22 protein-coding genes and 1 pseudogene are annotated in these 25,504 nt (G+C 73.3%); 17 read left to right on the top strand and 6 right to left on the bottom strand.

Annotated features, from left to right (window positions below; genetic code table 11):
- The first annotated feature begins 127 nt into the window (after nt 1-127).
- From AB7J25_RS07210 to AB7J25_RS07180, 7 genes are all read left to right on the top strand, one after another.
- Complete coding sequence (locus AB7J25_RS07210) at nt 128-1,567, top strand: trimethylamine methyltransferase family protein (protein ID WP_428506361.1); 1,440 nt, start codon at nt 128-130, stop codon at nt 1,565-1,567.
- A 37-nt stretch (nt 1,568-1,604) separates the two neighbouring features.
- Nucleotides 1,605-4,109 carry a GcvT family protein gene (locus tag AB7J25_RS07205; RefSeq protein ID WP_428506359.1) on the top strand — a complete coding sequence of 835 codons (2,505 nt, stop codon included), beginning with the start codon at nt 1,605-1,607 and terminating at the stop codon, nt 4,107-4,109.
- Nucleotides 4,106-4,876: an electron transfer flavoprotein subunit beta/FixA family protein gene (locus AB7J25_RS07200; protein ID WP_428506357.1), complete on the top strand. Its 771-nt coding sequence runs from the start codon at nt 4,106-4,108 to the stop codon at nt 4,874-4,876. The genes AB7J25_RS07205 and AB7J25_RS07200 overlap by 4 nt, the downstream gene beginning before the upstream one ends.
- Nucleotides 4,873-5,844, top strand: a complete 972-nt coding sequence (locus tag AB7J25_RS07195; RefSeq protein ID WP_428506355.1) for an electron transfer flavoprotein subunit alpha/FixB family protein — start codon at nt 4,873-4,875, stop codon at nt 5,842-5,844. The genes AB7J25_RS07200 and AB7J25_RS07195 overlap by 4 nt, the downstream gene beginning before the upstream one ends.
- A gap of 169 nt (nt 5,845-6,013) precedes the next feature.
- Nucleotides 6,014-7,711, top strand: a complete 1,698-nt coding sequence (locus AB7J25_RS07190; protein WP_428506353.1) for a formate--tetrahydrofolate ligase — start codon at nt 6,014-6,016, stop codon at nt 7,709-7,711.
- A gap of 12 nt (nt 7,712-7,723) precedes the next feature.
- Nucleotides 7,724-8,293, top strand: coding sequence for a methylenetetrahydrofolate reductase C-terminal domain-containing protein (locus AB7J25_RS07185; RefSeq protein ID WP_428506351.1), 570 nt, complete (start codon nt 7,724-7,726; stop codon nt 8,291-8,293).
- On the top strand, nt 8,290-9,210 hold the full coding sequence (locus AB7J25_RS07180; protein WP_428506349.1) for a methylenetetrahydrofolate reductase: 921 nt from the start codon (nt 8,290-8,292) through the stop codon (nt 9,208-9,210). The genes AB7J25_RS07185 and AB7J25_RS07180 overlap by 4 nt, the downstream gene beginning before the upstream one ends.
- 69 nt (nt 9,211-9,279) lie before the next feature.
- On the opposite strand, the gene metK is transcribed toward AB7J25_RS07180, so the two are convergent.
- The gene (metK, locus tag AB7J25_RS07175; RefSeq protein WP_428506347.1) at nt 9,280-10,491 is read right to left on the bottom strand and encodes a methionine adenosyltransferase; all 1,212 of its coding nucleotides are present in this window, start codon (nt 10,489-10,491) and stop codon (nt 9,280-9,282) included.
- 193 nt (nt 10,492-10,684) lie between these two features.
- On the opposite strand from metK, the gene AB7J25_RS07170 reads away from it, so the two are divergent.
- The 3 genes from AB7J25_RS07170 to fabG all read left to right on the top strand — a co-directional run bounded on the left by AB7J25_RS07170 (nt 10,685) and on the right by fabG (nt 14,848).
- Nucleotides 10,685-11,998, top strand: a complete 1,314-nt coding sequence (locus tag AB7J25_RS07170; protein WP_428506345.1) for a PucR family transcriptional regulator — start codon at nt 10,685-10,687, stop codon at nt 11,996-11,998.
- 24 nt (nt 11,999-12,022) lie between these two features.
- Nucleotides 12,023-13,984, top strand: coding sequence for a homocysteine S-methyltransferase family protein (locus AB7J25_RS07165; protein WP_428506343.1), 1,962 nt, complete (start codon nt 12,023-12,025; stop codon nt 13,982-13,984).
- Nucleotides 13,985-14,095: 111 nt separating this feature from the next.
- Entirely contained in the window at nt 14,096-14,848 is a 753-nt protein-coding gene (gene fabG, locus AB7J25_RS07160) for a 3-oxoacyl-ACP reductase FabG (RefSeq protein ID WP_428506341.1), read from the top strand.
- Here fabG and AB7J25_RS07155 read toward each other — a convergent pair.
- From AB7J25_RS07155 to AB7J25_RS07140, 4 genes and pseudogenes are all read right to left on the bottom strand, one after another.
- The gene (locus AB7J25_RS07155; protein ID WP_428506339.1) at nt 14,821-15,564 is read right to left on the bottom strand and encodes an alpha/beta fold hydrolase; all 744 of its coding nucleotides are present in this window, start codon (nt 15,562-15,564) and stop codon (nt 14,821-14,823) included. The two genes, fabG and AB7J25_RS07155, sit on opposite strands and share 28 nt — an antisense overlap.
- Before the next feature lie 209 nt (nt 15,565-15,773).
- Nucleotides 15,774-16,043 (bottom strand): annotated as a pseudogene (locus AB7J25_RS07150) (MarR family transcriptional regulator); the annotation flags it as partial.
- A 181-nt stretch (nt 16,044-16,224) separates the two neighbouring features.
- Entirely contained in the window at nt 16,225-16,938 is a 714-nt protein-coding gene (locus tag AB7J25_RS07145; RefSeq protein ID WP_428506337.1) for an anti-sigma factor, read from the bottom strand.
- On the bottom strand, nt 16,935-17,471 hold the full coding sequence (locus AB7J25_RS07140) for a sigma-70 family RNA polymerase sigma factor (protein WP_428506335.1): 537 nt from the start codon (nt 17,469-17,471) through the stop codon (nt 16,935-16,937). The genes AB7J25_RS07145 and AB7J25_RS07140 overlap by 4 nt, the downstream gene beginning before the upstream one ends.
- A gap of 199 nt (nt 17,472-17,670) precedes the next feature.
- Here AB7J25_RS07140 and AB7J25_RS07135 point away from each other — a divergent pair, with 199 nt between their 5' ends.
- The 7 genes from AB7J25_RS07135 to AB7J25_RS07105 all read left to right on the top strand — a co-directional run bounded on the left by AB7J25_RS07135 (nt 17,671) and on the right by AB7J25_RS07105 (nt 25,374).
- The gene (locus tag AB7J25_RS07135; RefSeq protein WP_428506333.1) at nt 17,671-18,333 is read left to right on the top strand and encodes a hypothetical protein; all 663 of its coding nucleotides are present in this window, start codon (nt 17,671-17,673) and stop codon (nt 18,331-18,333) included.
- Nucleotides 18,330-19,010 carry a DUF6529 family protein gene (locus tag AB7J25_RS07130; RefSeq protein WP_428506331.1) on the top strand — a complete coding sequence of 227 codons (681 nt, stop codon included), beginning with the start codon at nt 18,330-18,332 and terminating at the stop codon, nt 19,008-19,010. Before AB7J25_RS07135 ends, AB7J25_RS07130 begins: the two co-directional genes overlap by 4 nt.
- A gap of 40 nt (nt 19,011-19,050) precedes the next feature.
- Nucleotides 19,051-19,479: a Rieske (2Fe-2S) protein gene (locus AB7J25_RS07125; protein ID WP_428506329.1), complete on the top strand. Its 429-nt coding sequence runs from the start codon at nt 19,051-19,053 to the stop codon at nt 19,477-19,479.
- Between the two features lie 112 nt (nt 19,480-19,591).
- Complete coding sequence (locus AB7J25_RS07120; protein WP_428506327.1) at nt 19,592-21,514, top strand: methylmalonyl-CoA mutase family protein; 1,923 nt, start codon at nt 19,592-19,594, stop codon at nt 21,512-21,514.
- A complete protein-coding gene (gene scpA / locus AB7J25_RS07115) occupies nt 21,511-23,697 on the top strand; it encodes a methylmalonyl-CoA mutase (RefSeq protein WP_428506325.1) in 2,187 nt (728 codons plus the stop codon). The genes AB7J25_RS07120 and scpA overlap by 4 nt, the downstream gene beginning before the upstream one ends.
- Nucleotides 23,697-24,728, top strand: a complete 1,032-nt coding sequence (meaB, locus tag AB7J25_RS07110) for a methylmalonyl Co-A mutase-associated GTPase MeaB (protein ID WP_428506323.1) — start codon at nt 23,697-23,699, stop codon at nt 24,726-24,728. Before scpA ends, meaB begins: the two co-directional genes overlap by 1 nt.
- Nucleotides 24,729-24,792: 64 nt before the next feature.
- Entirely contained in the window at nt 24,793-25,374 is a 582-nt protein-coding gene (locus AB7J25_RS07105; protein WP_428506321.1) for a hypothetical protein, read from the top strand.
- Here the strand turns inward: AB7J25_RS07105 and AB7J25_RS07100 are convergent.
- Nucleotides 25,358-25,501 (bottom strand): hypothetical protein, encoded by a 144-nt coding sequence (locus AB7J25_RS07100; protein WP_428506319.1) that lies wholly within the window; start codon nt 25,499-25,501, stop codon nt 25,358-25,360. The two genes, AB7J25_RS07105 and AB7J25_RS07100, sit on opposite strands and share 17 nt — an antisense overlap.
- Nucleotides 25,502-25,504 lie beyond the last annotated feature (3 nt).

The raw sequence follows: 25,504 nt of genomic DNA, 5'->3' as shown, positions 1-25,504 counted from the left end.
GCGCCTGTCTCCTCGGAAGAGTTTCATATTGTGGAACCTGTGTTCCGCGAATTGCCGTTACTGTGACGCCGGCCGGACATCGAGTCAAGAGGCCCGGCCGGCGGACCCCCGTAGAAAGTGACGAAGCATGTTCCGCAACGCCATGCCCCACTACGAGATCCTCTCCGAGGACGCGCTGGAGACGCTGGACCGTGGGTGGCGCAGGATCGTCTCCGAGATCGGCGTGGAGTTCCTGTCCCCCCGCGCGCTGGAGCTGTTCCGCCAGGCGGGCCAGAAGGTCGAGGACGACTGCGTCCGGTTCGACCCGGACTTCATCCTCGAACAGGTCGCCAAGGCTCCCCGCTCGTTCGACGTGCAGGCCCGCAACCCCGCGCGCAGCGTCCACATCGGCGACGACGCCATGGTCTTCGGCGGCGTCTACGGCCCGCCGTTCGTCCGCGAGGGGGACGTCCGCCGCGACGCGTCGATGGCCGACTTCCGCAACTTCACCAAGCTCGCGCAGTCCTTCGACGCCCTGGACAGCGCGGGTGGCGTCATCTGCGAGCCCGAGGACGCGCCGCTGGACTCGCGCCACCTCGACATGACCTACGCGCTCCAGACGCTCACCGACAAGATCTACATGGGCAACGTCGTGTCGGGGGAGAACGCCCGCGACACCATCGCCATGAGCGAGATCCTCTTCGGCGGCCGGGCGGCGATCGAGGCCACCCCGGCGACGATCTCGCTCATCAACTGCAATTCCCCGCTGCGCTGGGACGACCGCATGCTCGACGCCCAGTTCGAGTACTCCGCGGCCAACCAGGCCGTGGTGATCACACCGTTCCTGTTGATGGGCGCGATGTCCCCGGTGTCCATTCCGGCGTCGCTCGCGCAGCAGATCGCCGAGGCGCTCACCGGAATCACCCTGTCGCAATTGATCAGACCCGGTTGTCCCGTGATCTTCGGGTCGTTCCTGTCGAACATCGACATGCAGTCCGGCTCCCCCTGCTTCGGTACGCCGGAATCCGCAATCGGGCTGCTCTGTACGGGCCAGATCGCGCGCCGGTTCGGCCTTCCCGTGCGTTCCGGTGGCGGGATGACGTCCAGCCAGATGCCCGACGCGCAGGCCGGCTACGAGGGCCTGATGACGATGCTCCCGACCTTCCTCGCGGGCATCAACTGGGTCATGCACTCCGCAGGCTGGCTGGAGGGCGGCCTGGTGGCGAGCTACGAGAAGTTCGTCATCGACGTGCAGGTGCTGGAGATGCTGCAGCACGAGTTCACGCCGCTGGAGATCGACGAGGCGTCGCTCGCGTTCGAGGCCCACGACGAGGTCCGCCACGGCGGGCACTTCCTGGGTGCGGCCCACACCATGGAACGGTTCCGCACCTGCTTCTACCGGCCCTTCCTGTCCAGCTCGCAGAACTACGACCGCTGGTTGCGCGGGGGCGGGAGCGACGCCGCCGCCCGCGCCGGGGAGATCGCGCGCCGCACGCTCGACGAGTACGAGCAGCCGCCGCTGGACGACGCGGTGCGCGCCGAGCTGGAGGAGTACGTCACCCGCCGCCGCCGCGAGCTCGGCGACTAGCGGCCCCAGAGGACGATCAAGAGGACAAGGAGACCTCATGGCATCGGTACCGGCCTCCGCCCGCTGCGTCGTCATCGGCGCCGGCATCGTCGGCAACAGCCTCGTGTACCACCTGGCCCGCCTGGGCTGGCGCGAGATCGTGCAGATCGACAAGGGCCCGCTGCCCAACCCGGGCGGCTCGACGGGGCACGCGTCGAACTTCATCTTCCCCGTCGACCACTCCCGCGAGCTGGCCGACCTCACCCTGGACTCGATGCGCCAGTACAAGGAGCTGGGCGTGTTCACCGAGTCCGGCGGCTACGAGGTGGCGCGGACCGAGGAGCGGATGGAGGAGTTGCGCCGGCGCATGTCCTCGGCGAAGGCCTGGGGCATCGAGTCCGCGCTCGTCACCCCCGACGAGGTCGTCGAGAAGGTGCCGTTCCTCGACAAGGAACGGATCATCGGCGCGTTCTGGACCCCGTCGGTCGGCGTGGTGGACTCGCTGCGTGCGGGCACCCTGATGCGCGAGTCCGCGATCGACGCGGGCGCGCTCACCATCGTGCCGAACGTCGAGGTGCTCGGGATGGACGTCGAGCGCGGCCGCATCCGCCGCGTCCGCACCGACAAGGGCGACATCGAGGCCGACTACGTCGTCGTCGCCTGCGGCGTGTGGAGCCCGAAGCTCGCGCGCATGGCGGGGGCGGCGATCCCGCTCACCCCGGCCGTCCACCAGATGATCTCGGTGGGCCCGATCCCGCAGCTCGCGGAGCGCCCTGGCGAGATCAGCTTCCCGATCATCCGGGACATGGACACCTTCTGCTACGAACGCCAGCACGGCGCCGACATGGAGGTCGGCTCCTACGCCCACCGGGCGATCCTCTACGACCCCGAGGAGATCCCCTCGATCGAGCAGGCGAAGCTCTCGCCGACCGAGCTGCCGTTCACGGAGGACGACTTCGACCCGCAGCTAGAGCAGGCGCTGGAGCTCATGCCGGAGGCGCTGGGCGCGGACGGTGCGGAGATCCGCTACGCGATCAACGGCCTGCTCTCCCTCACCCCGGACGGCGCGCCGATCCTCGGCGAGACCCCCGAGGTGAAGGGCCTCTGGTCGGCCGCGGCCGTCTGGGTCAAGGAGGGGCCGGGTGTCGGGCGCGCGGTCGCGGAGTGGATGACCCACGGGCACTCCGAGATCGACCTGCACCACTCCGACATCGCCCGCTTCTACCCCCACCAGCGCACCCGCGAGCACGTCCGGTCGCGGACGTCGGAGGCGTTCAACAAGACCTACGGCATCGTGCACCCCGGCGAGCAGTGGGAGGGGGAGCGCGGCAAGCGCCTCGCCCCGATGCACGCCGCGCAGCGCGCGGCCGGGGCCGTCTTCTTCGAGACGGCCGGCTGGGAGCGCCCGTTCTGGTACGCCTCCAACGAGGCGCTGCTGGGTGAGTACGGCGAGCGGGTCATGCCGCGCGAGCACGAGTGGGACGCCCGCTGGTGGTCGCCGATCATCAACGCCGAGCACCTCGCCATGCGCGAGCGGGCCGGCATCGTCGACCTGTCGGCGTTCGCGATCTTCGACGTGGTCGGGCCGAAGGCGGCCGACGCCGTGCAGGGGATCGTCGTCGCGCAGGCGGACGTGCCCGAGGGGCGCGTGATCTACACGCCCGTCCTGGACGGCAACGGCGGGTTCCGCTCGGACCTCACCGTGATGCGCCTGGCCCACGACCGCTACCGCGTCGTCACCGGCGGCGCACACGGCATGGCCGACCTCAAGTGGTTCGCCGACCACGCGGGCGGGACCGCCGTCGTCGACCTCACCTCGGCGTACACGACCATCGGGCTGTGGGGGCCGAAGGCCCGCGACATCCTCGGCCGGCTCACCGACGACGACGTCTCCGATGCCGGGTTCCGGTTCCTGACCTGCCGCGAGATCACGATCGGCAACGTGGCGGTGCTCGCGTCGCGGATCTCCTACGTCGGCGAGCTCGGGTGGGAGCTGTACGTGCCCATGGAACAGGGCGCGCGGCTGTGGGAGCTCCTGCACTCGTGCGGCGCGCAGGACGGCGCGGTGCCCGTCGGGATCGGCGTGTACGGCACCACCGGCCGGCTGGAGAAGGGCTACCGGGCCTTCGGGTTCGAGCTCGACGCGGAGCGCACGATCATCGAGGCCGGGATGGCCCGGCCGAAGGTCAAGGCCGCGGAGTTCGTCGGGCGCGAGGCCTACCTCGCGCAGCGCGCGAGCGCACCCGCAGCCGTCCTCGCCACCCTGACGGTCGACGACCACACCTCGTCGTCGGGGATCAAGCGCTACATGCTCGGCGGCGAGCCGATCCTCGCCCGCGACGGCGGCCCGCTGGTCGACGGCCACGGCCACCACCCGTACGTCACGTCCGCGGGTTCGGCGCCCTCGCTCGGGAAGCACGTCCTGCTGGCCTACCTGCCGCCCGACCAGGCGAAGGTCGGCAACCAGCTCGCCGTGTCCTACATGGAGGAGCTGTACCCCGTGACGGTCGGCTCCGCCGACGCCACGTCCCTGTTCGACCCCACCAACGCGAGGCTGAAGTGACCGATGTTCTGGTCTGTGTCAAGCGCGTCCCGGACGTCGGTTCCGAGGTGACGCTGACACCGGATGCACAGGGCGTGGACGCCCGCCATATCGGCTTCACCACGAGCGCGCACGAGGCGTGCGCGGTGGAGCTGGCCGTCCGGATCGCCGGTGACACCGGCGGCACCGCGACGGTGCTCACTGTCGGCGACGCGGACGCGGTGGAGCAGCTGCGCACCGCGCTCGGCGTCGGCTGTACGGCCGCGACGCTGGTGGAGGCGGACGCGGCGGCGCTCGGCCCGGCCGACGTCGCCCGCGAGATCGCGGCGGTGGTGCGCGCCCACGAGGGTGAGGGGCGGCGTCACGACCTGGTCCTGCTCGGCAACGACGCGGCGGACTCCGGCGACTTCCAGGTGGGCATCCGCCTGGCGTACCTGCTGGAACGTCCCGTGGTGAACGGCGTGAAGACGGTCTCGGTGGACGGTGACACGGTCACCGCCGTCGGTGACGGCCCGGACGGGGTCGAGACGTTCCGGGTGCCGCTGCCCGCGGTGGTCACGGTGCTGGAGGGCGGCGTCGAGCCGCGCTACCCGACGATCACCGGCCGGATGAAGGCCAAGAAGACGCCGATCGAGACGCGCGAGCCGGCGGGTGCGCCTGCCGGCGCGGGACGGGTCCGGCTCACGCTGCCACCCGCCCAGCCGAGCACCGTCGAGATCCTCGGGCGTGGCCCGGAGGCGGCTCCGGCCGTCGTGGACCTGCTGGAGTCGCTGGGGGTGACCCGATGACCGTGCTCGTGTTCGTCGAGGCAGGTGCCGGAGGCGTCACCGAGGTCTCCCTGGAGGCGCTGACGTTCGCGCGTGGCACCGGGGCACCGGTGCACGCGGTGCTGATCGGCGCCCAGCCGGACGGGGTGCTCGCCGAGCTGGGCGCCTACGGCGCCGAGGAGGTCCACCACGTCACCGGGTCCGCTTTCGACGCCTACGGCGGCGCGACCTGGGCCTCCGGGCTGGAAGCGGCGCTCGCCGCGTCCGGCGCGGACACCGTCACCGCGGCGGGCACGCCGCGTGGCATGGAGATCCTCGCCCACCTCGCGGCGCGCTGCGGCGTGGCGATGGCGGCGAACGTCGTGGCGCTCGTGTCGGCGGACGGCGACACCGTCGCCCGACAGGTCGTCGGCGGCGCGGTGCTGGAGGAGATGCGCCTGCCGGAGCGGCCCGCGCTGTTCACTGTCGCCGGGCACGCCGTGGAGGCGCAGCCCGCGGCCGCGCCGACCGCGCCGCCCGTCACCGTGCTGGAGCCCGAGGTGGCGCCGCAGGACCTGGTGGCCCGGGTCGTCGCCACCGAGCCCGCAGGCCCGGACCGCTCCGGGGCGCTCACCTCGGCCCGCGTCGTCGTCGGCGCCGGGCGCGGCGCGGGCGGGCCCAACGGCTTCGACGGCGTCGTCGAGCTGACCGAGGTGCTCGGCGGGGCGCTCGGCGTCTCCCGGGTCGTGACGAGCCTGGGCTGGCGTCCGCACCACGAGCAGGTGGGCCAGACCGGCAGCCGGATCGCTCCCGAGGTCTACATCCCGTGCGGGATCAGCGGCGCGATCCAGCACTGGGCGGGCTGTGCGAGCTCCAAGACCATCGTCGCGATCAACACCGACGAGGAGGCGCCGATGGTCACCAAGGCCACCTACGCCGTGGTCGGCGACATGCACGAGATCGTCCCGGCGATCACGGCGGAGATCAGGCGGAGGGGAAGGCACGGGTGAGCATCGCAGCGAGCGTCAGCGAGCGAGGAGCGGAGCCCGTGCGGGACCCGACCATTCACGCGGAGGGGAAGGCACGGGTGAGCATCGCAGCGAGCGTCAGCGAGCGAGGAGCGGAGCCCGTGCCGGACCCGACCATTGAAGCGACCATCAGCAAGTGCAGGAGGGTGTGATGGGGTTTCCCTCGGATCTGGAGATCGCGCAGGGCGCGCATCTCAAGCCGCTCGGCGATGTCGCCGAGTCGATGGGGATCGGGTCGCATCTGCTGGAGGCCTATGGGGAGCATGTCGCGAAGATCAAGCTGTCGGCGATTGAGGAACTGCAGTCGCGGCCGAAGGCGAAGTACGTGGTCGTCTCCGCGGTGACGCCCACCCCGCTCGGCGAGGGCAAGACCACCACGACCGTCGGCCTGGGCCAGGCGATGGCCCGGACCGGCCGGCGGGCGACCATCGCGATCCGTCAGCCGTCGATGGGGCCGACGTTCGGGATCAAGGGCGGCGCTGCGGGTGGTGGCTACAGCCAGGTGGTGCCGATGGAGACGTTGAACCTGCACCTGACCGGTGACTTCCATGCGGTGACGGCGGCGCACAACATGTTGTCGGCGGTGTTGGACAACCACCTGTTCCAGGGCAACACCAGCGGCCTGGACCAGCATTCGATCACCTGGCGCCGGGTGTTGGATGTCAATGATCGGGTGTTGCGCAACGTGATCGTGGGGTTGGGCTCGCACATCGACGGGATCCCGCGCCAGACCGGGTTCGACATCACCGCCGCGTCGGAGGTGATGGCGATCTTCGCGTTGGCCCGGTCGCTTCGGGAGATGCGCGAGCGGTTGGGGCGGATCGTGGTCGGCTACACCGGGCACGGCACCCCGGTCACGGCGGAGGACATCGGCGGGGCGGGCGCAATGGCCGTGATCATGAAGGAAGCCCTGAAGCCGAACCTGTTGCAGACGTTGGAGAACACGCCGGTGCTGGTGCACGCCGGGCCGTTCGGCAACATCGCGCACGGCAACTCCTCGGTGGTGGCCGACCTGATCGGTATCCGGGGTGGGGACTACCTGGTGACCGAGGCCGGGTTCGGTGCGGACATGGGCGCGGAGCGGTTCTTCAACATCAAGTGCCGGGCATCGGGTTTGGTCCCGGATGCGGCGGTGGTGGTCACCACGGTGCGGGCGTTGAAGGCGCACTCCGGGCGGCATCGGATCGTGGCGGGGAAGCCGTTGCCGGAGGCGTTGTTCGCGGAGAACCCGGACGAGGTGCATCTGGGTGGGGCGAACCTGCGTAAGCAGATCGAGAACATCCGGTTGCACGGGGTGTCGCCGGTGGTGGCGATCAACGCGTTCCCCGGTGATTACCCGTCCGAGCATGCGGCGATCGCCGAGATCGCCGAGTCGATGGGGGCGCGGTGGGCGGTGTGCACCCACTTCGCGGACGGTGGGGCGGGCGCGACCGACCTGGCCGAGGCGGTGGCGGAGGCGGCGGAGGAGCCGTCGGATTTCCGGTTCCTGTATCCGGACTCTGCGTCGCTGCGGGAGAAGATCGAGACGGTGGCGACGCGGGTGTACGGCGCGGCGGGGGTGGACTACGACCTGAAGGCGGCCCGGCAGCTGGACTCTTACGAGCGTAACGGGTTCGGGCGTCTGCCGGTGTGTATCGCGAAGACGCACCTGTCGATTTCTTCGGATGCGTCGTTGAAGGGTGCGCCGACGGGGTGGCGGCTGCCGGTGCGTGAGGTGCGCGCCTCGGTGGGGGCGGGGTTCGTCTACCCGATCTGCGGTGACATGCGCACCATGCCCGGCCTGGGCGCCGACCCGGCCGCACACCGCATCGACCTCGACGCCGACGGCAACGTCGTCAACCTCTCCTAGACGGGGGTCGCCATGGCCCGTGAACTGTGGCCGCGTCCGAAGCGGCCCGCGCTCACACCAGCAGCCGCGTACCGGGTCCAGCCGATCGTGGCGCCCAACGGCGTCAACCGGCGGCTCGCCCGCTGGCTGGAACGCTCGCCGCGGGTGCGGCGCTGGTTCACCGCTGCCGAGCGGCGCGGCAAGGAGGCGCTGTTCGGGTGCCGGATGTGCGGGCAGTGCGCGCTGCCCGCCACCGGCTACGCCTGCCCCATGACGTGCCCGAAGCAGCTGCGCAACGGCCCGTGCGGCGGCGTCGGACCGGCGGGGGAGTGCGAGGTGCACCCCGACCTCACCTGCGTGTGGGTGGTCGCCCACGAGCGCGCGGGTGCCGCCGGCCGCGGGAGCGACCTCACCGCGCTGCAGCGGCCGGTCGACCACCGGCTGCGCGACACCAGCTCGTGGATCAACTACTGGCTGGGCCGCGACGACGACCTGTGGACGGCACCGGCGGACCCGGTGGCCGAGCCGCGCCCGTCGATCCACCGGTCGCCCGTGGACCTCGGGGTGCCGGCCGTCCCGACGACTCGGCAAGGTGTCCCGTGAGCCTGCGCGGGGCGCTGGCGACGGGCCGGTTCGCCGTGACCGCCGAGATCGGTCCGCCCCGGGGCGCCGACCCGGACGCGATCGCCCGCTCGGCCGCGCACCTGCGCGGCTGGGTGGACGCGGCGAACATCACGGACAACCAGAGCGCGCACGTGCGCCTGTCGAGCCTCGCGGGTGCCGTGCTGGCCCTCCGCGCGGGGATCGAGCCCGTCATGCAGCTGACGTGCCGGGACCGCAACCGCATCGCGTTGCAGTCCGACCTCATCTCGGCCGCGGCGCTGGGCGTCCCGAACGTCCTGCTCCTCTCCGGTGACCACCCCGTGCACGGCGACCACGCCGACGCCAAGCCCGTGTTCGACCTGGACAGCGTCCAGCTCGTGTGGACGGCCCGCACCCTGCGCGACGAGGGCAAGCTGCTCACCGGACGGACCGTGGACCCGCCGCCGCGTTACCTGATCGGGGCGGTGGAGAACCCGTTCGCCCCACCCGTGGGGTTCCGGGCTGCGCGTTTGGCCAAGAAGGTCGCGGCGGGCGCGGAGTTCTGCCAGACCCAGTTCGTGTTCGATCTCGAGGTGTTCGCCCGCTTCATGGGTGAGCTCGTCGACCGCGGGGTCACCGAGCGCTGCAAGGTGATCGCCGGTGTGGGACCGGTGCGGTCGCTGCGCGCGTACGAGTTCATCCGCACGAAGGTGCCCGGCGTCGTCGTCCCGGAGTCGCTGGGACGGCGGCTGCGGGGCGTCCCGGCCGACCTCGTCGCCGCGGAGGGGGTCACGGCGTGCGTCGAGACGATCCAGGCGCTGCGGGAGATCCCCGGGGTGGCCGGGGTGCACGTCATGGCGTTCGGCTACGAGCGCGGCATCCCGGACATCCTGGAACGGGCCGGCCTGGGTCGCCGGGTGCAGGCCCAGGCGGGCTGACCGTCGTGAACGACGTTGCGCTGATCATCCGGGCCTCCGGAGCAGCACAACGTCGTTCTCGACGGGGGGTCAGAGCCCGGCGGCCGCCCGCAGCTCGTCCGCCTTGTCCGTGCGCTCCCACGTGAAATCCTCGTCGTCGCGCCCGAAGTGCCCGTACGCGGCCGTCTTGGAGAAGATCGGCCGGTTCAGCCGGAGGTGGCGGCGGAACGCAGCCGGGCGCAGGTCGAAGTGGTCGTCCACCAGCTTGCGGATCGTCGAGAGCGGCACCTGCTCGGTACCGAACGTCTCCACCAGCAGCGACAGCGGGTGCGCCACCCCGATCGCGTAGGCGACCTGCACCTCGACCTTGTCCGCCAGCCCGGCCGCGACGATGTTCTTCGCGACGTACCGGGCGGCGTACGCGGCCGACCGGTCGACCTTCGAGGAGTCCTTGCCCGAGAACGCGCCGCCGCCGTGGCGGGCGAACCCGCCGTAGGTGTCGACGATGATCTTGCGACCGGTGAGGCCGGCGTCGCCGACCGGGCCGCCGATGACGAACCGGCCCGTCGGGTTGACGTAGAAGTTCTCCGCGAGTTCGTCGATCGAGTACAGCTCGGCCGGGATCTCGCGCGTGACGACGTGCTCCCACAGGTCCGCGCGGATCTGCTCGGTCTCGACCTCCTCCGCGTGCTGCGTCGAGATCAGGACCTTCTCCACCGACACCGGCACGCCGTCGCGGTAGCGCACCGTGACCTGGGTCTTCCCGTCCGGGCGCAGGTAGGGCAGCGTGCCGTCCTTGCGGACCGTCGACAGCCGCCGCGACAGCCGGTGCGCCAGCGCGATCGGCAGCGGCATGAGCTCCGGGGTCTCGCGGCACGCGAAGCCGAACATCATGCCCTGGTCGCCCGCGCCCGCGGCGTCCAGCTCGTCCTCGGAGAGCCTGCGGCGGGTCTCGAACGCCGCGTCCACGCCCTGCGCGATGTCGGGCGACTGCTTGTCGAGCGTGATCATCACGGCGCAGTGGTTGCCGTCGAAGCCGTACTCGCCGCGGTCGTAGCCGATCCGGTTCACCGTCTCGCGGACCACCGCGGCGAAGTCGATCTGCGCCGTCGTGGTGATCTCGCCTGCCACCACGACGAGCCCCGTGGTGATCAGGGTCTCGCACGCGACCCGGGACGACGGATCCTGCGTCAGCGCCGCGTCGAGGATCGCGTCGGAGATCTGGTCGGCCATCTTGTCGGGGTGGCCTTCCGTCACCGACTCGGAGGTGAACAGGTGCTCGTTGTCGGCCAGCGGCCTCATGGATGCTTCTCCTTCTCCGGGAGCGGTCGCTGCGGAACGCGTTCGGACGACCCTTTCACATCCTCCACGGCTCCCGCGCCGGTCCGTCCAGGTGGTCGCCCGGTGGGGCCAGGGTCACACGTGAGTGTCCGGTCCTGATGGGCGGGTCTCCCCGGCCTTCCCGCGCGACGCGGCGGCAGGGTCTACTGGCCCCATGCGGCGACCCGGCACGGCGATCGGTGCGGGGGAGCCCCTGGCGCTCACCGGCGGAGCCGACGCGTACCGCAGGGAGAACGCGCTCCTGCGTGAGCTCGTCGCCGCCTACAGCCACCTCTCCGCCCTCGCGGCACAGGACGGCGGGGTCGACGGCCCCGACTCGACACCCGACTCCGGGACCGAGTCGGGTGTTGCGGGGGTGATCGAGCTCGTGGCCCGCCGCACGGGGGCGGCCGTGGCCGTCCTGGGCCCCCGGCTGGAGGCGCTCGCCGCCGACCCACCCGACGCCGCCCGCCGGGTACGCGAGGCCGTCGGGGCGCCGCTGGCGACGGTGCTGGAGGCCGCGGCGGACACCCGCAGGCCCACCGCCGTCCCCGGCCTCGGACCCGGTGACGCCCCCGCCACCGTGCTGGTGGCGCCGATCCTCGTCGGTGACGGCGTCGCGGCGCACCTCGTCACCCTGACGGGCGGGGGGTCCGAGCTGGGGGAGGACCTCGCGCTGCTGCTCACCGAGCACGCCGCGACGATCTGCGGCCTGCTCCTGGGCCGCGAGCGGGTCGTCGCGGCCGCCGCGGGCCGCGCCCGCACGCACCTCGTCGAAGGGCTCCTGCACGCCCGCGACCGCGACGCGGCGGAGCTGGACCGCTGGGCCCGCCACCTGGGGTTCGTCCGCGGAACGCCGCACCACGTCCTCGCCGCGCGCGTTTCCGGGGCGGGCCCCGGCGCCGTCCTCGACACCGTCGAGCAGGCGGTGCACCGCCGCCTGGCCGGGGCGATCGTCGCCGCCCGGGAGACGGAGGTGGTCGCGATCGTGCCCGGCGGGCCGGACGTGGCGCGCGGGCTCGCCGAGGCCTGCCTCGCCGCGGTCGTGCAGTGCCATCCCGCGGCGGCAGGCGTCATCGGGATCGGCGGCGCGTGCGCCGAGCCCGCCGAGCTCGCCCGCTCCTACGCGCAGGCCCGCGGCGCGGTGGACGCGGCCGCCCGCATGGGCCCCGGACCGCGGGTCGTCGCCTTCGACGACCTCGGCGTGCACCGCCTGCTCTTCCAGATCCCCGATCCCGCACGGCTGCGCGCCTTCGCCGCCGAGGTCCTCGGCGCGCTGGAGGGACAGCCCGACCTCCTCGACACCCTGACGGTGTGGTTCCGCTGCACCGCGAGCCCGCAGCGCACCGCCCGCGCGCTGGAGGTGCATCCCAACACCGTCACCTACCGGCTGCGGCGGGTCGAGGAGCTCACCGGCCTGCGCCTGGACGACCACCGGGACCGCCTGATGGCGCAGGTCGCCTGCGAGATCCTCGGGGTGCTCGGATGACGGCCCGATGACGCGGTCGACGCCGTGACACTTCGGGAGCTGCTCGGCGCCCGCGTCGTCCTCGCGGACGGTGCGATGGGCACCGTCCTGCACGCCGCCGGGAACCCGCTGGAACGGGCGCTGCCGGAGCTGAACCTCTCCGATCCCGACCTCGTCCGCGGCGTCCATGCCTCCTACCTCGCCGCGGGCGTCGACCTGGTCCAGACCAACACGTTCGGCGCCGGTCGGCTGCGCCTGGACGAGCACGGGCTCGGGGAGCGCACGGTGGAGATCAACGCGGCGGGCGTGGCGCTCGCCCGGGAGGCCGTCACCGCCGCCGGCTCGCCCGCGCTGGTGGTGGGGTCGGTGTCGCCCGCGGTGGCCGTCCGCCAACGGGGACGCGTCGGGGCGCGGGAGCGGCAGGCCGCCCTGCGCGAGCAGGTCGGGGCGCTCGCCGGCGTGGATCTTCTCGTGTGCGAGACGTTCGGGCATCTCGACGAGCTGGTGGAGGCGGTCGGGGTCGCGGCTGAGGCGGGCCGGTTGCCGGTGATCGCCCAGGCGACGTTCGCCGCGGACGGCCGGACGCTCTCCGGGCACACCCCGATGGACGTGTGCCGGGCGCTGGCGGGCCTGCCGGTCGCGGTGCTCGGGACGAACTGCACCCTCGGGCCGCAGGGGGTGCTCGCCGTCGTCGAGCAGCTCGTCGCGCACACCGACCTGCCCGTGTCCGCGCTGCCCAACGCGGGTCTGGCCCGCCGGCGCGGGCCGTCGTACTCCTACGACGTCGACACCGACTACCTCGCCCGCTACGCCGAGCGCCTCGTCGCGGCGGGAGCGGCCGTCGTGGGCGGGTGCTGCGGGACGACGCCGACGCACCTCGCGGCCATCGCCGCGGCCGTGCGACCGCCGGACGGCGGCCCGGCACCGGTCCCGCCGGACGTGGGCCGTGCCGTTCCCGGCGGGGCGGCCGACCGTGCATCGGCTGCCGCCGGTGGTGCGGCGGGCGACGCGATCGGGAGTGGTGCGCCCGCACGCAAGGGCGTGCCCGGCAGCGCCACCCGGGCCGCCCGGCGGGAGCCCGCGGGTGTGGCGCCCGTCCCGGGCGGTGCGGACCGCCTCCGGCCCGATCCCGCCCGCACCCCCGCACTCCCGCGCGTCCTCGCCGAGGTCGAGCCGCCGCTCGCCGGCGGTGTGGCGGACACCGTGGCCCGGGTCGCGCAGGTCCGGGCGCTGGGCGTCGGTGCCGTGTGGGTGCCGCCGGGCGACGGGCCGCGAGCGCGGCTCAGCCCCGTCAACCTGGCCGTGCACCTGCAGAACCAGCTCGGCGTGGCGGCGATCGCGTGCCTCACCACCTGGGACCGCACGATCATGGCGCTGCAGGCCGACCTGCTCGGCGCGCACGCCCTCGGCGTGCGCCGGGTGGTGTGCGAGACCGGCAGCCCCCCGCTGCTCGGCGACTACCCGCACGCGGACGGCGTGTGGGACGTCGACTCGCTCGGCCTCGTCGAGCTGCTCGCCCACCTCAACGACGGCCGCGACCGCAACGGACTGCCCTTGGCGGGGCGGACGGCGTTCGAGATCGGGGCGCGTGTCGCGCCCGGCGGCGACGTCGATCTCGAGGCTGCGCGGGCGCTGCGCAAGGTGGCGGCGGGCGCGGAGTTCCTCGTCACCCGGCCCGTGTACGACGCGACGTCCGTGCGCCGGTTGCGGGAAGCGCTGGGTGGGCCGGTCCCGCTGCTCGCGGTCGTCCGGCCGCTCGGGTCCTTCGCCGAGGCCGAGTTCCTCGCCCACGAGGTGCCGGACGTGACCGTGCCGCCGTCGACGCTGGCGGCGCTCGCGGACGCCGAGCCCCAGGCCGTGGGGCAGGAGCTCGCCGCCGAGCTGGTGGCCGAGCTGGTGGCCGGCCCTCAGCCGCTGGTGGACGGCGTCGTGCTCGCCCTGCCGGCCGACCGGGCCGCCGCCGCGACGCTGCTCGCGGCGGCCCGCGGCGCGGAGGTGAGCGGATAGATCCGGTCAGACGTGACCGCCATCATCGTGGCGGCCTCGGCCGGTCGGCTAGGTTCCCCGCAGGGGCGGGCCGCACCGTCGCGCGGCCCCGGGGACGACGGAGGAACGCTCGTGACCCAGCGTGTGGCGATCGTGACCGGAGCGGCCCGCGGCATCGGTGCCGCCACGGCCCAGCGGCTGGCGGGCGACGGCCTGGCCGTCGCGGTGCTGGACCTGGACGAGGCCGCGACCAAGGCCACCGTGGACGCGATCGAGTCGGCCGGTGGGAATGCGCTCGGCGTGGGCGCGGACGTGTCGTCGCCCGAGGCGGTCGAGGCGGCCGTCGAGCGGGTGGTCGAGGGTCTCGGCGCGCCGACGGTGCTCGTCAACAACGCCGGGATCACCCGCGACAACCTGCTGTTCAAGATGACCGAGTCGGACTGGGACATGGTCATGAACGTGCACCTGCGCGGCTCGTTCCTCATGTCGCGCGCCGTGCAGAAGCACATGGTCGCCGCCGGGTGGGGCCGGATCGTCAACCTGTCCAGCACCTCGGCGCTCGGCAACCGCGGCCAGGCCAACTACTCCGCGGCCAAGGCCGGCCTGCAGGGCTTCACGAAGACGCTCGCGATCGAGCTGGGCAAGTTCGGCGTCACGGTCAACTGCGTCGCCCCGGGCTTCATCGTGAGCGATATGACGAAGGCCACCGCCGAGCGCATCGGCCAGGACTGGGAGGTCTACGTCGCGGCCCGCGCCGCCGAGATCCCGGTGGCCCGCGCGGGGCAGGTCGAGGACATCGCGAACACCGTGGCGTTCTTCGTCGGCGAGGGCGCGGGCTTCGTCTCCGGCCAGGTCATCTACGTGGCGGGCGGCCCGAGGACCTGAGCGGCAATCGTGGCGTCCTGGACCCTGCCGAGCTGCGCGCGTACCAGCTCGGCCGTCCGGGCCGGGGCCTCGAGCATCATCATGTGCCCGACGCCGGGTTCCTCGACGCGGCGGACGTCGGGGAGCGCGGCCTCCAGTTGCCCTGCGACCGTGTGCAGCCACCCGATCTCCAGCTCGCCGACCACCACCAGCGTCGGTGGGGTGATCTCCGCGGCGCGCTCCCGGACGTCGTACCAGAGCTGGCGGCCGGTGGCGGTGTGGTGCGCCGCCACGGTGGCCGTCGCCATCGCGCGGCAGCGTTCCCGCACCGCCGGGTCGACGTCGGCGGGCTCGCGGCGCGGACCGTCCACGCCGTAGCGCAGGAGGGCTTCCACCCAGCCCTGCGCGTCCCGCGCCGCGATCGCCGCCTCCTGCACCGCGTACCAGCGCGCGACGAAGGGGTCCTCGTGCGCCCGCGGCTCGGAGACGTCGCCTCCCAGCAGCACCAGTGCGGCGACCCGCTCGGGGTGGCGCCACGCCACGTCGGCGGAGGTCACCGCGCCCATCGAGCTGCCGACGAGGGTGGCCCGCTCGATGCCGAGCGCGTCCATGACGGCGACAAGGTCCTCGGCGGGGTGGTGGTCGCGGTGCGCGGTGGAGGAGCGGCCGTGCGAGCGGGCGTCGTAGCGGACGACGAGGTGGTCGCGTTCGAGGTCGGCGGCGAGCTCGTCCCACATCGTGAGGTCGAGCGCACCGGAGTGGGCGAGGACTCGTCCGCAGGCGCCAGCGCGTCCAGTATCTGCCGCAGCACCTTGAGGCAGGCGTCCACCTCCTCGCGGCGCAACCCGGCCGCCGCCACCGCGAGCCGTGCGTGCTCCCGTGCCACCACCGCGTCGATCGCCGCGCGGCCCCGCTCGGTGAGCCGGATCAGCGACGAGCGCCGATGGGCCGGGTTCTCCAGGCTCTCCAGGTGCCCCGCCGCGGCCGCCGAGTTGACCATCCGCTGCACGAACTGGCGGCTCAGGTCCTGCTCGCGGGCCATCTGCGGCACCGTCATCGGCCCGCTGCGGCGCAGCATGTCCAGCACCGCGCGCTCGCCTGCCGTCACCCCGGAGTTCGCCCGGTCCTCCTCGACCTCGCGCAGCACCCGCCGGTAGATCGGCCCGAGCACGAGGTAGACGTCGGCGAGACGGGCCGCGCCCTCCTCGGGCGTCATCGGCTCGGCGGGCCGGGTCGCCGCGCTCGCCGGTGCCGTCGACGAGGGGTGGGGCACGGACGGATCGGGCACGGCGCCGATCGTCCCACCCGCGCCGGGGGTTCTCCGGGCGGGAGGTGATCGCCGGTTGCGTGACTCGAGCTGCACCCGTGCACGTCATGTCACAGGGACGGCGATCACCTCAGGCGGGGAGCGACACGAACTCCCGGCCCGCCTCGTTCGCCACGACCACCGCCGCCACGTCGGTCGGCGCCACCGACGCGGACCCGCTGAGCGTCGTCCCCGCCGTCTCACCCTGGGCCGAGACGACCCACCCGGCCGCGATCTCCCGACGCCCGTCCCGGCTCACGACGATCACCTGGCAGCGTTCGTCCCTCGGGATCCCCACGACGGACACGGCCACGCGCACCCACCCGGCGGCCGGGGTGAGCGTCGCCGTCATCGCGACGGGCCCGTTGCCGCCCGAGAGCACCCGGCCGCCGGTGGGCGGCGGGGCGGGCTGGGCCAGCACCGTCTGCGGCGGAGCCGTGGCCCGGCCGACCAGCACCCCGCCCGCGAGAACCGCGCCCAGCGCGATCGCGGCCACCGCCACGATCCCGGCGAGGCGACGCCGTCGGCGCGCCGCATGCTCGTCGCGGATCCGGTGCAGGGCCCGCTGGAGCACGAGATCGGCGTCCGGGGGGCCGTCGAGGAACGCCTCGGGGGGGACCTCGCCGAGCAGGTCGGTCATCTCGCGCAGTTCCTCCATCTCGCGGCGGTAGGCCGCGTCGGCGGCGAGCCGGTGTTCGACCCGCCGCCGCTCGTCGGCGTCGGCGAGGTCCAGGAGGTAGGCACCGAGCAGCTCACGGTCCCGGGAGACGTCGAAGCCGTCGGGCAGCGCGTGCCGCGCGTTCATGCGGGCACCTCCAGCCCGTCGCGACTCCCGTCCCGTGGAGTGAGCTTCTCCCGCAGCGCCCGCAGGGCGTAGTAGGACCGCGACTTCACCGTCCCCGCGGGGATCCCCAGCGCCGCCGCCGCCTCGCCGAGGCTGCGGCCCTGGAAGTAGATCTGGTCGAGGACGCCGCGGTGGTCCTCGGAGAGGTCCTCCAGCGCGGTGAGCACGGTGACGGACGCGACGACGGCCTCGGCGTGGTCGCGTTCCACCGGCGGGTTCTCCGGAGCCTCCGGCACCTCCTGGGGGCGGGCTGCGCGGGCCCGGATCCGGTCCGTGACGAGGTTGCGGGTCACGGTGAGCAGCCAGCCCCGGGTGGAGCCGCGGCCGTTGGTGAGCACCTGGGGGTTGCGCCAGGCACGGACGAGCGTCTCCTGCACGATGTCCTCGGCAGCGACGCGGTCTCCGCCGAGCAGCCGGGTGGCGTAGGTGAGCAGCGCGCGGCCGTGCTCGGAGTAGATCGCCCGCACGAGCGCCTCGTCGGCGGGGTCGGGCATCCGCGGAACCTGCCCTTCGGTCGGTTCGGCAAGGAGTTCGGCAAGGAACCGTCACCGTAGCGAGCCGCTCTCACACCATTCGCACGGACGGGTGATGCGAACGGTTCGATCCCGGTGAACCGTTACGTGCCGCGGTTCGTGAGCGAGACAGAACACGCCGGCCCCGGCCCGCACCCCACCACACCCTTCGGGGGAGACGATGAAGCGGTACGCACCACTGCTGACCCTCGTGGCCGTCGTGATCCTCGGCGCCGCGCTGTTCACGCTGAGCTCGATCAACAACCCGGCGAACCAGGCCGCCGAGCAGGCTCAGGCCGCCGCGCCACCACCGCCCGCCGAGGCCGCGCCCCCGGCACCCGCCGTCGAGCCCCCCGTGGTGGTGGAGAAGGCCTACGCGGGCCGCTCGGCCGACCGGCGGATGACGATCGCGATCGCGGTCAAGGACGGCAAGGCCATCGCCTACGTCTGCGACGGCAAGAAGATCGAGGCGTGGCTCGACGGCACGCTGCAGGGCGACACGCTCGCGCTGACCGGCAAGGACGGGGCGAGCGTCACCGGGATCGCGAACGAGCAGTCCTCCGAGGGCGAGATCGTCGTCGCGGGCAAGACCTGGAAGTACACGGCGAAGGGCGTGGAGGCCCCGGCCGGGCTCTACGAAGGCCGCGCGGACGTGCGCGGCGTGGCCACCCGCATCGGCTGGGTCGTCGAGCCCGACGGGCAGGTCACGGGCATCCAGCAGGCCGCAGGCGAGACCAGCCCGGCGCCGCCGCTCAACCCCGCCGACCCCGCCGACGTGACCATCGACGGCGTGACCGTCACCGTGACCAGCCTCGACGGATCGACCCCGGTGGTGACCCGATGAGCGCACCGTTCGACGCCTACGACCCGAACCGCCCCACCGCCCGCATCGAGCTGCCGCGCGACCTCCAGCCACCGCCCCCGCCGCCGTCCCGGCAGCCCGCCCCGCCACCCGGTGCGGAACCCGAGCCGGAACCTGCCAAGAAGAAGGACTCCGACGGGCGGGGCACGTTCCTCGCGATCGCGATCGGCATCTCGGTCACCGTCGTCCTCGGGGTGTACGGCCGCGTGCACGAGCCGCAGCACTTCGGGTTCAACGTGGCGGGCTTCACCAACGGGGTCTCGGCGAAGGCGTGGATCGCGACGATCGCGTTCGCGTTCGCACTGGTCCAGCTCGTCTCGGCGTTGATCATGTACGGCAAGCTGCCGATCAAGAGCCCGTCCTGGATCGGGACACTGCATCGCTGGTCCGGCCGGGCCGCGGTGCTGGCGTCCGTGCCCGTGGCGGTGCACTGCCTCTACGCGCTGGGCTTCTCCAGCGGCTCGACGCGCGCGCTGGTCCACTCGATCTTCGGCACGCTGCTCTACGGCGCGTTCGTAGCGAAGATGATTGTGCTGCAACGGCCGAAGTCGCCCTGGTGGGCGCTGCCGGTGCTCGGGGGCACGGTGTTCACCAGCCTGACGGTCCTCTGGCTCACCGCGTCGCTGTGGTTCTTCACCACCAAGGGATTCGTCATCTAGCCGTCCCGCCACCGCCCGCCCCGACAGGAGCCCGACGCGCATGACCCACCACCCGAGCGTCACCCGCAGATCGGTCCTCGCCGGCGCCTGTGCGGCCGGCACCGCCCTCGTCGCCGGCTGCGCCGGCTACGGCAGCGGGCCCGCCGCGCCCCCGCCCCCGCCCCCGCCCGCCGGGGCCGCGCCGGGTGCCCTGGTCGCCACCGGGGACGTCCCGGTCGGCGGGGGAGTGATCCTCGCCGCGCAGAAGGTCGTCGTCACGCAGCCGACCGCCGGCACGTTCAAGGCGTTCGACACCACCTGCACCCATCAGGGCTGCACGGTCAACGCCGTCGCGAACGGCACGATCGACTGCCCGTGCCACGGCAGCAGGTACGCAGTGGCGGACGGCTCGGTCGTCGACGGGCCCGCGCCCGCCCCGTTGCCGGAGCAGAAGATCACCGTCGAGGGGACCACGATCAGCCTCGCCTGAGCCGGCAGGCGGCCCGGTGAATCGTGCCGGGCCTCACGTCGGCCGCGCGTCACAGGAGAGGCACCCCGCCACGCTGCGTCACTAGACTCCCCCGCACCGAGGGGAGTGGTCGATGGGCACGGTCAAGGACGACGAGGCGGCGGCTCGGGCGGTGCCGCCGGAGCCGGAGCACCTGTCGCTCGCGGCGGACTTCCCGGCCGCCGAGCGCGGCCGGTGGGTGGCGATGGTCGACCAGGTGCTGCGCAAGGCGCGCCGGATCGGCGAGGACGCCCCCGTGGGCGCCGGGGTCGACACGCTCACCCGCACCACGCCGGACGGGATCCGGGTGCCCCCGCTGCTCACGGCCGCGGACACGCCCGGCGTCGAGACCGGGGTGCCGGGCACCGCGCCGTACGTCCGGGGCGGGAGTGCCGCGGGCGTCGTCCCGGACGGCTGGGACGTGCGCCAGCGCCACGCCGAGCCGGACGTGGCGGCGGCCCGCGAGGCGATCGCGGCCGACCTGGAGAACGGGGTCAACTCGATCTGGCTCGTCGTGGGCCCTGCCGAGACCGACACCGACACCGACACCGACACCGGCGGCACGGCCGTCGCGGACCTGCCGGCCGTGCTCGCCGACGTCTACCTCGATCTCGCTCCCGTGGTACTCGATGCAGGCGGGTCCGGCGCGGGCGCGCAGGAGTTCCTCGCGCTGGCCGCCGAGCGTGGCGTCGATCCCGCCGCGCTGCTCGGCACGCTGGGCCTGGACCCGCTGGGGCAGCGGGCGCGCACCGGCGACGGGCCGGACGTCGCGTCGATCGTGCCGCTCGCCCGCCGGGTCGCCGAGGAGTTCGTGCAGGTCAAGGTGGTCGTGGTGGATGCGCTGCCAGTGCACGGCGCCGGGGCGTCGGACGCCCAGGAGCTGGGCTGGTCCCTGGCCGCGGGCGTGGCATACCTGCGTGCGCTGACCGGTGCCGGGCTCGACCTCGCCACCGCTGCGCGGCTGCTGGAGTTCCGCTACGCCGCCACCGCCGAGCAGTTCCCGACGATCGCGAAGCTGCGCGCCGCGCGACGCTTGTGGGCGCGGGTCACCGAGGCGTGCGGGCAGGCCCTTCCCCAAGCCCAGCACGCCGTCACCTCCCCGGTGATGCAGACCCGCCGCGACCCGTACGTGAACCTGCTGCGCGGCACGGTCGCCGGGTTCGCCGCGGGTGTGGGCGGTGCGGACGCCGTCACGGTGGCGCCCTTCGACGCCGCGATCGGTGCCTCCGTCCCGTTCTCCCGGCGGGTCGCGCGCAACACCCAGACGCTGCTCGTGGAGGAGTCGCACCTGGCCCGGGTGATCGACCCGGCGGGCGGCTCGTACGTCGTCGAGCACCTCACGGAGGAGCTCGCGCGCGCCGCGTGGGCCTTCTTCCAGCAGGTCGAGGCGCAGGGCGGCGCCCGTGCCGTGCTCGACTCGGGGTGGCTCGCCGCGAGGGTCGGCGAGGTGCGCGCGCGCCGGCTGCGCGACGTCGCCACCCGCCGCGCCCCGCTCACGGGGGTCTCGGAGTTCGCGGACCTGCACGAGAAGCCGGTGGAGCGCGCGCCGGTCGCCGAGCCGCCGGGCGGTGGCCTGCCGGTGTTCCGCCTCGCGGAGCCGTACGAGGCCTACCGCGACCGCTCGGACGCGATCGCCGAGCGCACCGGCGCGCGGCCCACGGCGTTCCTAGCGACGCTCGGCCCGCTGGCCGCCTACACCGCGCGGGCCGGGTTCGCGCGCAACCTGCTCGCGGCGGGCGGGGTGGACACGAGCGAGGCGGGCCCCACCGAGACCGTCGAGGACGTCGTCAAGGCCTATGTGGACCACCGCAGCCCCGTGGTCGTCCTGTGCTCGACGGACGCGCTCTATGTCGAGCGGGCAGAGGCCACCGTCGCCGCACTGCGCGAGGCGGGGGCGCGGCGCATCCTGTTGGCCGGTGCGGCCGACGTACCGGGCCTGGACGGCCGGCTGGCCGCCGGCTGCGACGCCCTGGCCGTGATCGAGTCCGTGTACGAGGCGCTGGAGGGCTCGCAATGATTGTGGTTCCCGATTTCACGACCGTCGACCTGGGCGTCCCGGCGCCTTCCGCCGGATGGGCGCCCACCGAGCGCCCGCAGTCCTGGGAGGCCCCGGAGGGCATCACGATCCCGCCGCTGTACACCGCGGCGGACCTCGACGGTGTGGACTTCCTCGACACCTACCCGGGCATCGCGCCGTACCTGCGCGGCCCGTACCCCGCCATGTACGCCACCCAGCCGTGGACGATCCGGCAGTACGCCGGGTTCTCGACCGCGACCGAGTCCAACGCGTTCTACCGGCGCAACCTCGCCGCGGGCCAGAAGGGCCTGTCGATCGCGTTCGACCTGGCCACCCACCGCGGCTACGACTCCGACCACCCGCGCGTCGGCGGCGACGTCGGCATGGCGGGCGTCGCGATCGACTCGATCTACGACATGCGCCAGCTCTTCGACGGCATCCCGCTGGACCGGATGTCCGTGTCGATGACGATGAACGGCGCGGTGCTGCCGGTGCTCGCGCTCTACATCGTGGCGGCGGAGGAGCAGGGGGTGCAGCACGCCCAGCTCACGGGGACCATCCAGAACGACATCCTCAAGGAGTTCATGGTCCGCAACACCTACATCTACCCGCCGCAGCCGTCGATGCAGATCATCTCGGACATCTTCTCGTTCACCTCGCGGGAGATGCCGAAGTTCAACTCGATCTCCATCTCCGGCTACCACATCCAGGAGGCCGGGGCGACCAACGACCTCGAGCTGGCCTACACCCTCGCGGACGGGGTGGAGTACCTGCGGGCCGGGATCGACGCCGGGCTGGACGTGGACGCGTTCGCGCCGCGGCTGTCCTTCTTCTGGGCGATCGGCATGAACTTCTTCATGGAGGTCGCGAAGCTGCGGGCCGCGCGGCTGCTGTGGTCGAAGCTGGTCGGCGAGTTCGGACCGAAGAACCCGAAGTCGCTGTCGCTGCGCACGCACTCGCAGACCTCCGGCTGGTCGCTCACCGCGCAGGACGTCTACAACAACGTCGTCCGCACCTGCGTCGAGGCGATGGCCGCCACCCAGGGCCACACGCAGTCGCTGCACACCAACGCGCTGGACGAGGCGCTCGCGCTGCCCACGGACTTCTCCGCGCGGATCGCCCGCAACACCCAGCTGCTGCTGCAGCAGGAGTCGGGCACCACGCAGGTCATCGACCCGTGGGGCGGCTCGTACTACGTCGAGCGGCTCACCTACGACCTCGCCCGCCGCGCCTGGGCGCACATCACCGAGGTGGAGAAGGCCGGCGGCATGGCGCAGGCCATCGACGCGGGCATCCCGAAGCTGCGCGTCGAGGAGGCCGCCGCGCGCACGCAGGCGCGGATCGACTCCGGCCGCCAGCCGGTGATCGGGGTGAACAAGTACCGTGTCGACCCGTCTGTCGACGGAGACGAGCAGATCGAGGTCCGTGCCGTCGACAACGCCGGGGTGCGCGCCGAGCAGATCGAGAAGCTGCGGCGGCTGCGCGAGGAGCGCGACCAGCGTGAGGTGGACGCCGCGTGCCAGGCGCTCACCGACGCCGCCTCCGCGATCGCGGAGGGCTCGGCGCGTACGGACGCGCAGAACCTGCTGCAGCTCTCCGTCGCCGCGGCCCGGGCGAAGGCCACGGTGGGAGAGATCTCGGACGCGCTGGAGAAGGTCTTCGGGCGCCACTCGGGCCAGATCCGCATCATCTCCGGTGTGTACTCCGACGAAGCCGGGCGCTCGCCCGCCGTGACCCGGGCCCGTGAGCTGGTGGACGAGTTCGCCGAGCAGGAGGGGCGCCAGCCCCGCATCCTCGTGGCCAAGATGGGCCAGGACGGCCACGACCGGGGCCAGAAGGTGATCGCCACGGCGTTCGCCGATCTCGGCTTCGACGTGGACGTGGGCCCGCTGTTCCAGACCCCCGCCGAGGTGGCGCGCCAGGCCGTCGAGGCGGACGTGCACGTCATCGGGGCGTCGTCGCTGGCAGCCGGGCACCTCACGCTGGTGCCGGAGCTGCGCGCCGAGCTGGCGAAGCTGGACCGCGAGGACATCATGGTCGTCGTCGGCGGCGTCATCCCGCCCGCGGACGTGCCGCGCCTGCTCGAGATGGGTGCGGCCGCCGTCTTCGGTCCGGGCACCGTGATCGCGGAGGCGGCCATCGACCTCGTCGGCAAGCTCTCCGCAGAGCTCCACGGCAGCTGATGGCGCGCATCCCCGACGTCCCGGCCCTCGCCAAGGGGGTCCTGGACGGGAACCGGTCCGTCCTGGCCAGGGCTGTCACGTTGGTGGAGTCGCGCCGCGCCGACCACCGTCAGGCGGCGCAGCAGCTGCTCATGGAGCTGCAGCCGCACGCGGGCGGCGCGCACCGGGTGGGGATCAGCGGGGTGCCGGGCGTGGGCAAGTCGACGTTCATCGAGACGCTCGGCACGATGCTCACCGCGGCCGGGCACCGGGTGGCGGTGCTCGCGGTGGACCCGTCGTCGACCCGTACCCGTGGCTCGATCCTCGGCGACAAGACCCGGATGGCGCAGCTGGCCAACGACCCCGACGCGTTCGTGCGGCCCTCGCCGAGCGCCGGGACGCTCGGCGGGGTGGCCCGCGCGACCCGCGAGACGATGGTGCTGATGGAGGCCGCCGGGTTCGACCGCGTGCTCGTCGAGACGGTCGGGGTGGGCCAGTCCGAGGTGGCCGTCGCGGGCATGGTGGACACGTTCCTGCTGCTCACGATCGCGCGCACCGGCGACTCGCTGCAGGGGATCAAGAAGGGGATCCTGGAGCTGGCCGACGTCGTCGCGGTGAACAAGGCGGACGGCGCCTACGAGCGCGACGCCCGCGCCGCTGCCCGCGAGCTGGCCGGGGCGTTGCGGATGATGACCCCGACCAGCGAGCACTGGCGCCCGAAGGTGCTCGCCTGCAGCGGGCAGACCGGGCACGGGATCGAGGACGTCTGGAACGCGGTGGCGGCGCACCGGGCCGCGCTGGAGGCCGCGGGGGAGCTCGCGACGCGGCGGGCGGACCAGCAGCTGGACTGGATGTGGTCGATGGTGCGCGACCGCCTCATGGACCGCCTGACCTCCGACCCCGCGGTGCGCGCGGCGCTGCCCGAGCTGGAGCGCGACGTGCGCGGCGGGGGCCTGACGCCCACCCTGGCGGCGGAACGGATCCTCGACGCCCTCGGGTCGGGTGGGGGTGCCGTCGAGAACGACGTTACGCAGCGCTGGAGGCCCTGTTGATCAGCACAACGTCGTTCTCGACGGGGCCACGGCGACCAGTGACCCCGTGCGCGAGGATGGCGCGGTGAGCGACGAGGATGGCGCGGTGAGCGAACAGAGCCTGCCCCCGCGGCCGATCGTCGGGGTGCTGCACCCGGGGAAGATGGGCGCGGCCGTCGGCTCGGCGCTGAAGCCGGCGGCGAGCGCGGTGATCTGGGCGGCCGCCGGGCGCAGCGTCCGCACGTCGAAGCGGGCCGAGATCTCCGACCTCGTCGGGGTGCCGGACACCGACGAGGTCGTTCGTCGGGCCGACGTGGTGATCGCGCTGTGCCCGCCAGAAGCGGCACGCGACCTCGCCGGGGCGGTCGCGGCCGCGGCGGCGGCGGCCGGGCGTGCGCTGCCCCCGCTCTACGTGGAGGCGAACACCGTCCCCGTGGAGACGGTGCGCGAGATCGCCGCCCTGCTCGGGCCCGAGAACGTGGTGGACGCCGTGTTCACCGGGCCGCCGACCTACGAGGAGGGGCGCACCGAGATCCTGCTCTCGGGCGCGGCGGCGGCGGCGGTGGCCGCCCTGTTCGCCGGCTCGCCGTTCGCACCGCGCATCGTCGGCGCGGCGCCGGGGGACGCGACACTCGTGAGGAGCTCCGAGGTCACCAGCCCCGGTTGATCTTGCTCGTGGTGACGGTGCCGCCACCACCGGCGAGGTTCGTGGTGTCCGCGGCGTTCCCGCCGAGGAACACCGACCCGGCAAGTACCCCCACCATGGCCAGCGTCGCCAGCAGCCTCCGTCGCATGCG

It is taken from the genome of Pseudonocardia sp. (assembly GCF_050246655.1).
GTDB lineage: Bacteria > Actinomycetota > Actinomycetes > Mycobacteriales > Pseudonocardiaceae > Pseudonocardia.
The sequence above is the reverse complement of the archived record's forward strand: the minus strand, read 5'-3'. Positions and strand labels throughout refer to the sequence as shown.

Coding starts and splice junctions, on each gene's coding strand:
- AB7J25_RS07210 (WP_428506361.1), top strand. CDS start 128: ATGTTCCGCAACGCCATGCCCCACTACGAGATCCTCTCCGAGGACGCG.
- AB7J25_RS07205 (WP_428506359.1), top strand. CDS start 1,605: ATGGCATCGGTACCGGCCTCCGCCCGCTGCGTCGTCATCGGCGCCGGC.
- AB7J25_RS07195 (WP_428506355.1), top strand. CDS start 4,873: ATGACCGTGCTCGTGTTCGTCGAGGCAGGTGCCGGAGGCGTCACCGAG.
- AB7J25_RS07190 (WP_428506353.1), top strand. CDS start 6,014: ATGGGGTTTCCCTCGGATCTGGAGATCGCGCAGGGCGCGCATCTCAAG.
- AB7J25_RS07185 (WP_428506351.1), top strand. CDS start 7,724: ATGGCCCGTGAACTGTGGCCGCGTCCGAAGCGGCCCGCGCTCACACCA.
- metK (WP_428506347.1), bottom strand. CDS start 10,491: ATGAGGCCGCTGGCCGACAACGAGCACCTGTTCACCTCCGAGTCGGTG.
- AB7J25_RS07170 (WP_428506345.1), top strand. CDS start 10,685: ATGCGGCGACCCGGCACGGCGATCGGTGCGGGGGAGCCCCTGGCGCTC.
- AB7J25_RS07155 (WP_428506339.1), bottom strand. CDS start 15,564: ATGTGGGACGAGCTCGCCGCCGACCTCGAACGCGACCACCTCGTCGTC.
- AB7J25_RS07145 (WP_428506337.1), bottom strand. CDS start 16,938: ATGAACGCGCGGCACGCGCTGCCCGACGGCTTCGACGTCTCCCGGGAC.
- AB7J25_RS07140 (WP_428506335.1), bottom strand. CDS start 17,471: ATGCCCGACCCCGCCGACGAGGCGCTCGTGCGGGCGATCTACTCCGAG.
- AB7J25_RS07135 (WP_428506333.1), top strand. CDS start 17,671: ATGAAGCGGTACGCACCACTGCTGACCCTCGTGGCCGTCGTGATCCTC.
- AB7J25_RS07130 (WP_428506331.1), top strand. CDS start 18,330: ATGAGCGCACCGTTCGACGCCTACGACCCGAACCGCCCCACCGCCCGC.
- AB7J25_RS07125 (WP_428506329.1), top strand. CDS start 19,051: ATGACCCACCACCCGAGCGTCACCCGCAGATCGGTCCTCGCCGGCGCC.
- AB7J25_RS07120 (WP_428506327.1), top strand. CDS start 19,592: ATGGGCACGGTCAAGGACGACGAGGCGGCGGCTCGGGCGGTGCCGCCG.
- scpA (WP_428506325.1), top strand. CDS start 21,511: ATGATTGTGGTTCCCGATTTCACGACCGTCGACCTGGGCGTCCCGGCG.
- meaB (WP_428506323.1), top strand. CDS start 23,697: ATGGCGCGCATCCCCGACGTCCCGGCCCTCGCCAAGGGGGTCCTGGAC.
- AB7J25_RS07100 (WP_428506319.1), bottom strand. CDS start 25,501: ATGCGACGGAGGCTGCTGGCGACGCTGGCCATGGTGGGGGTACTTGCC.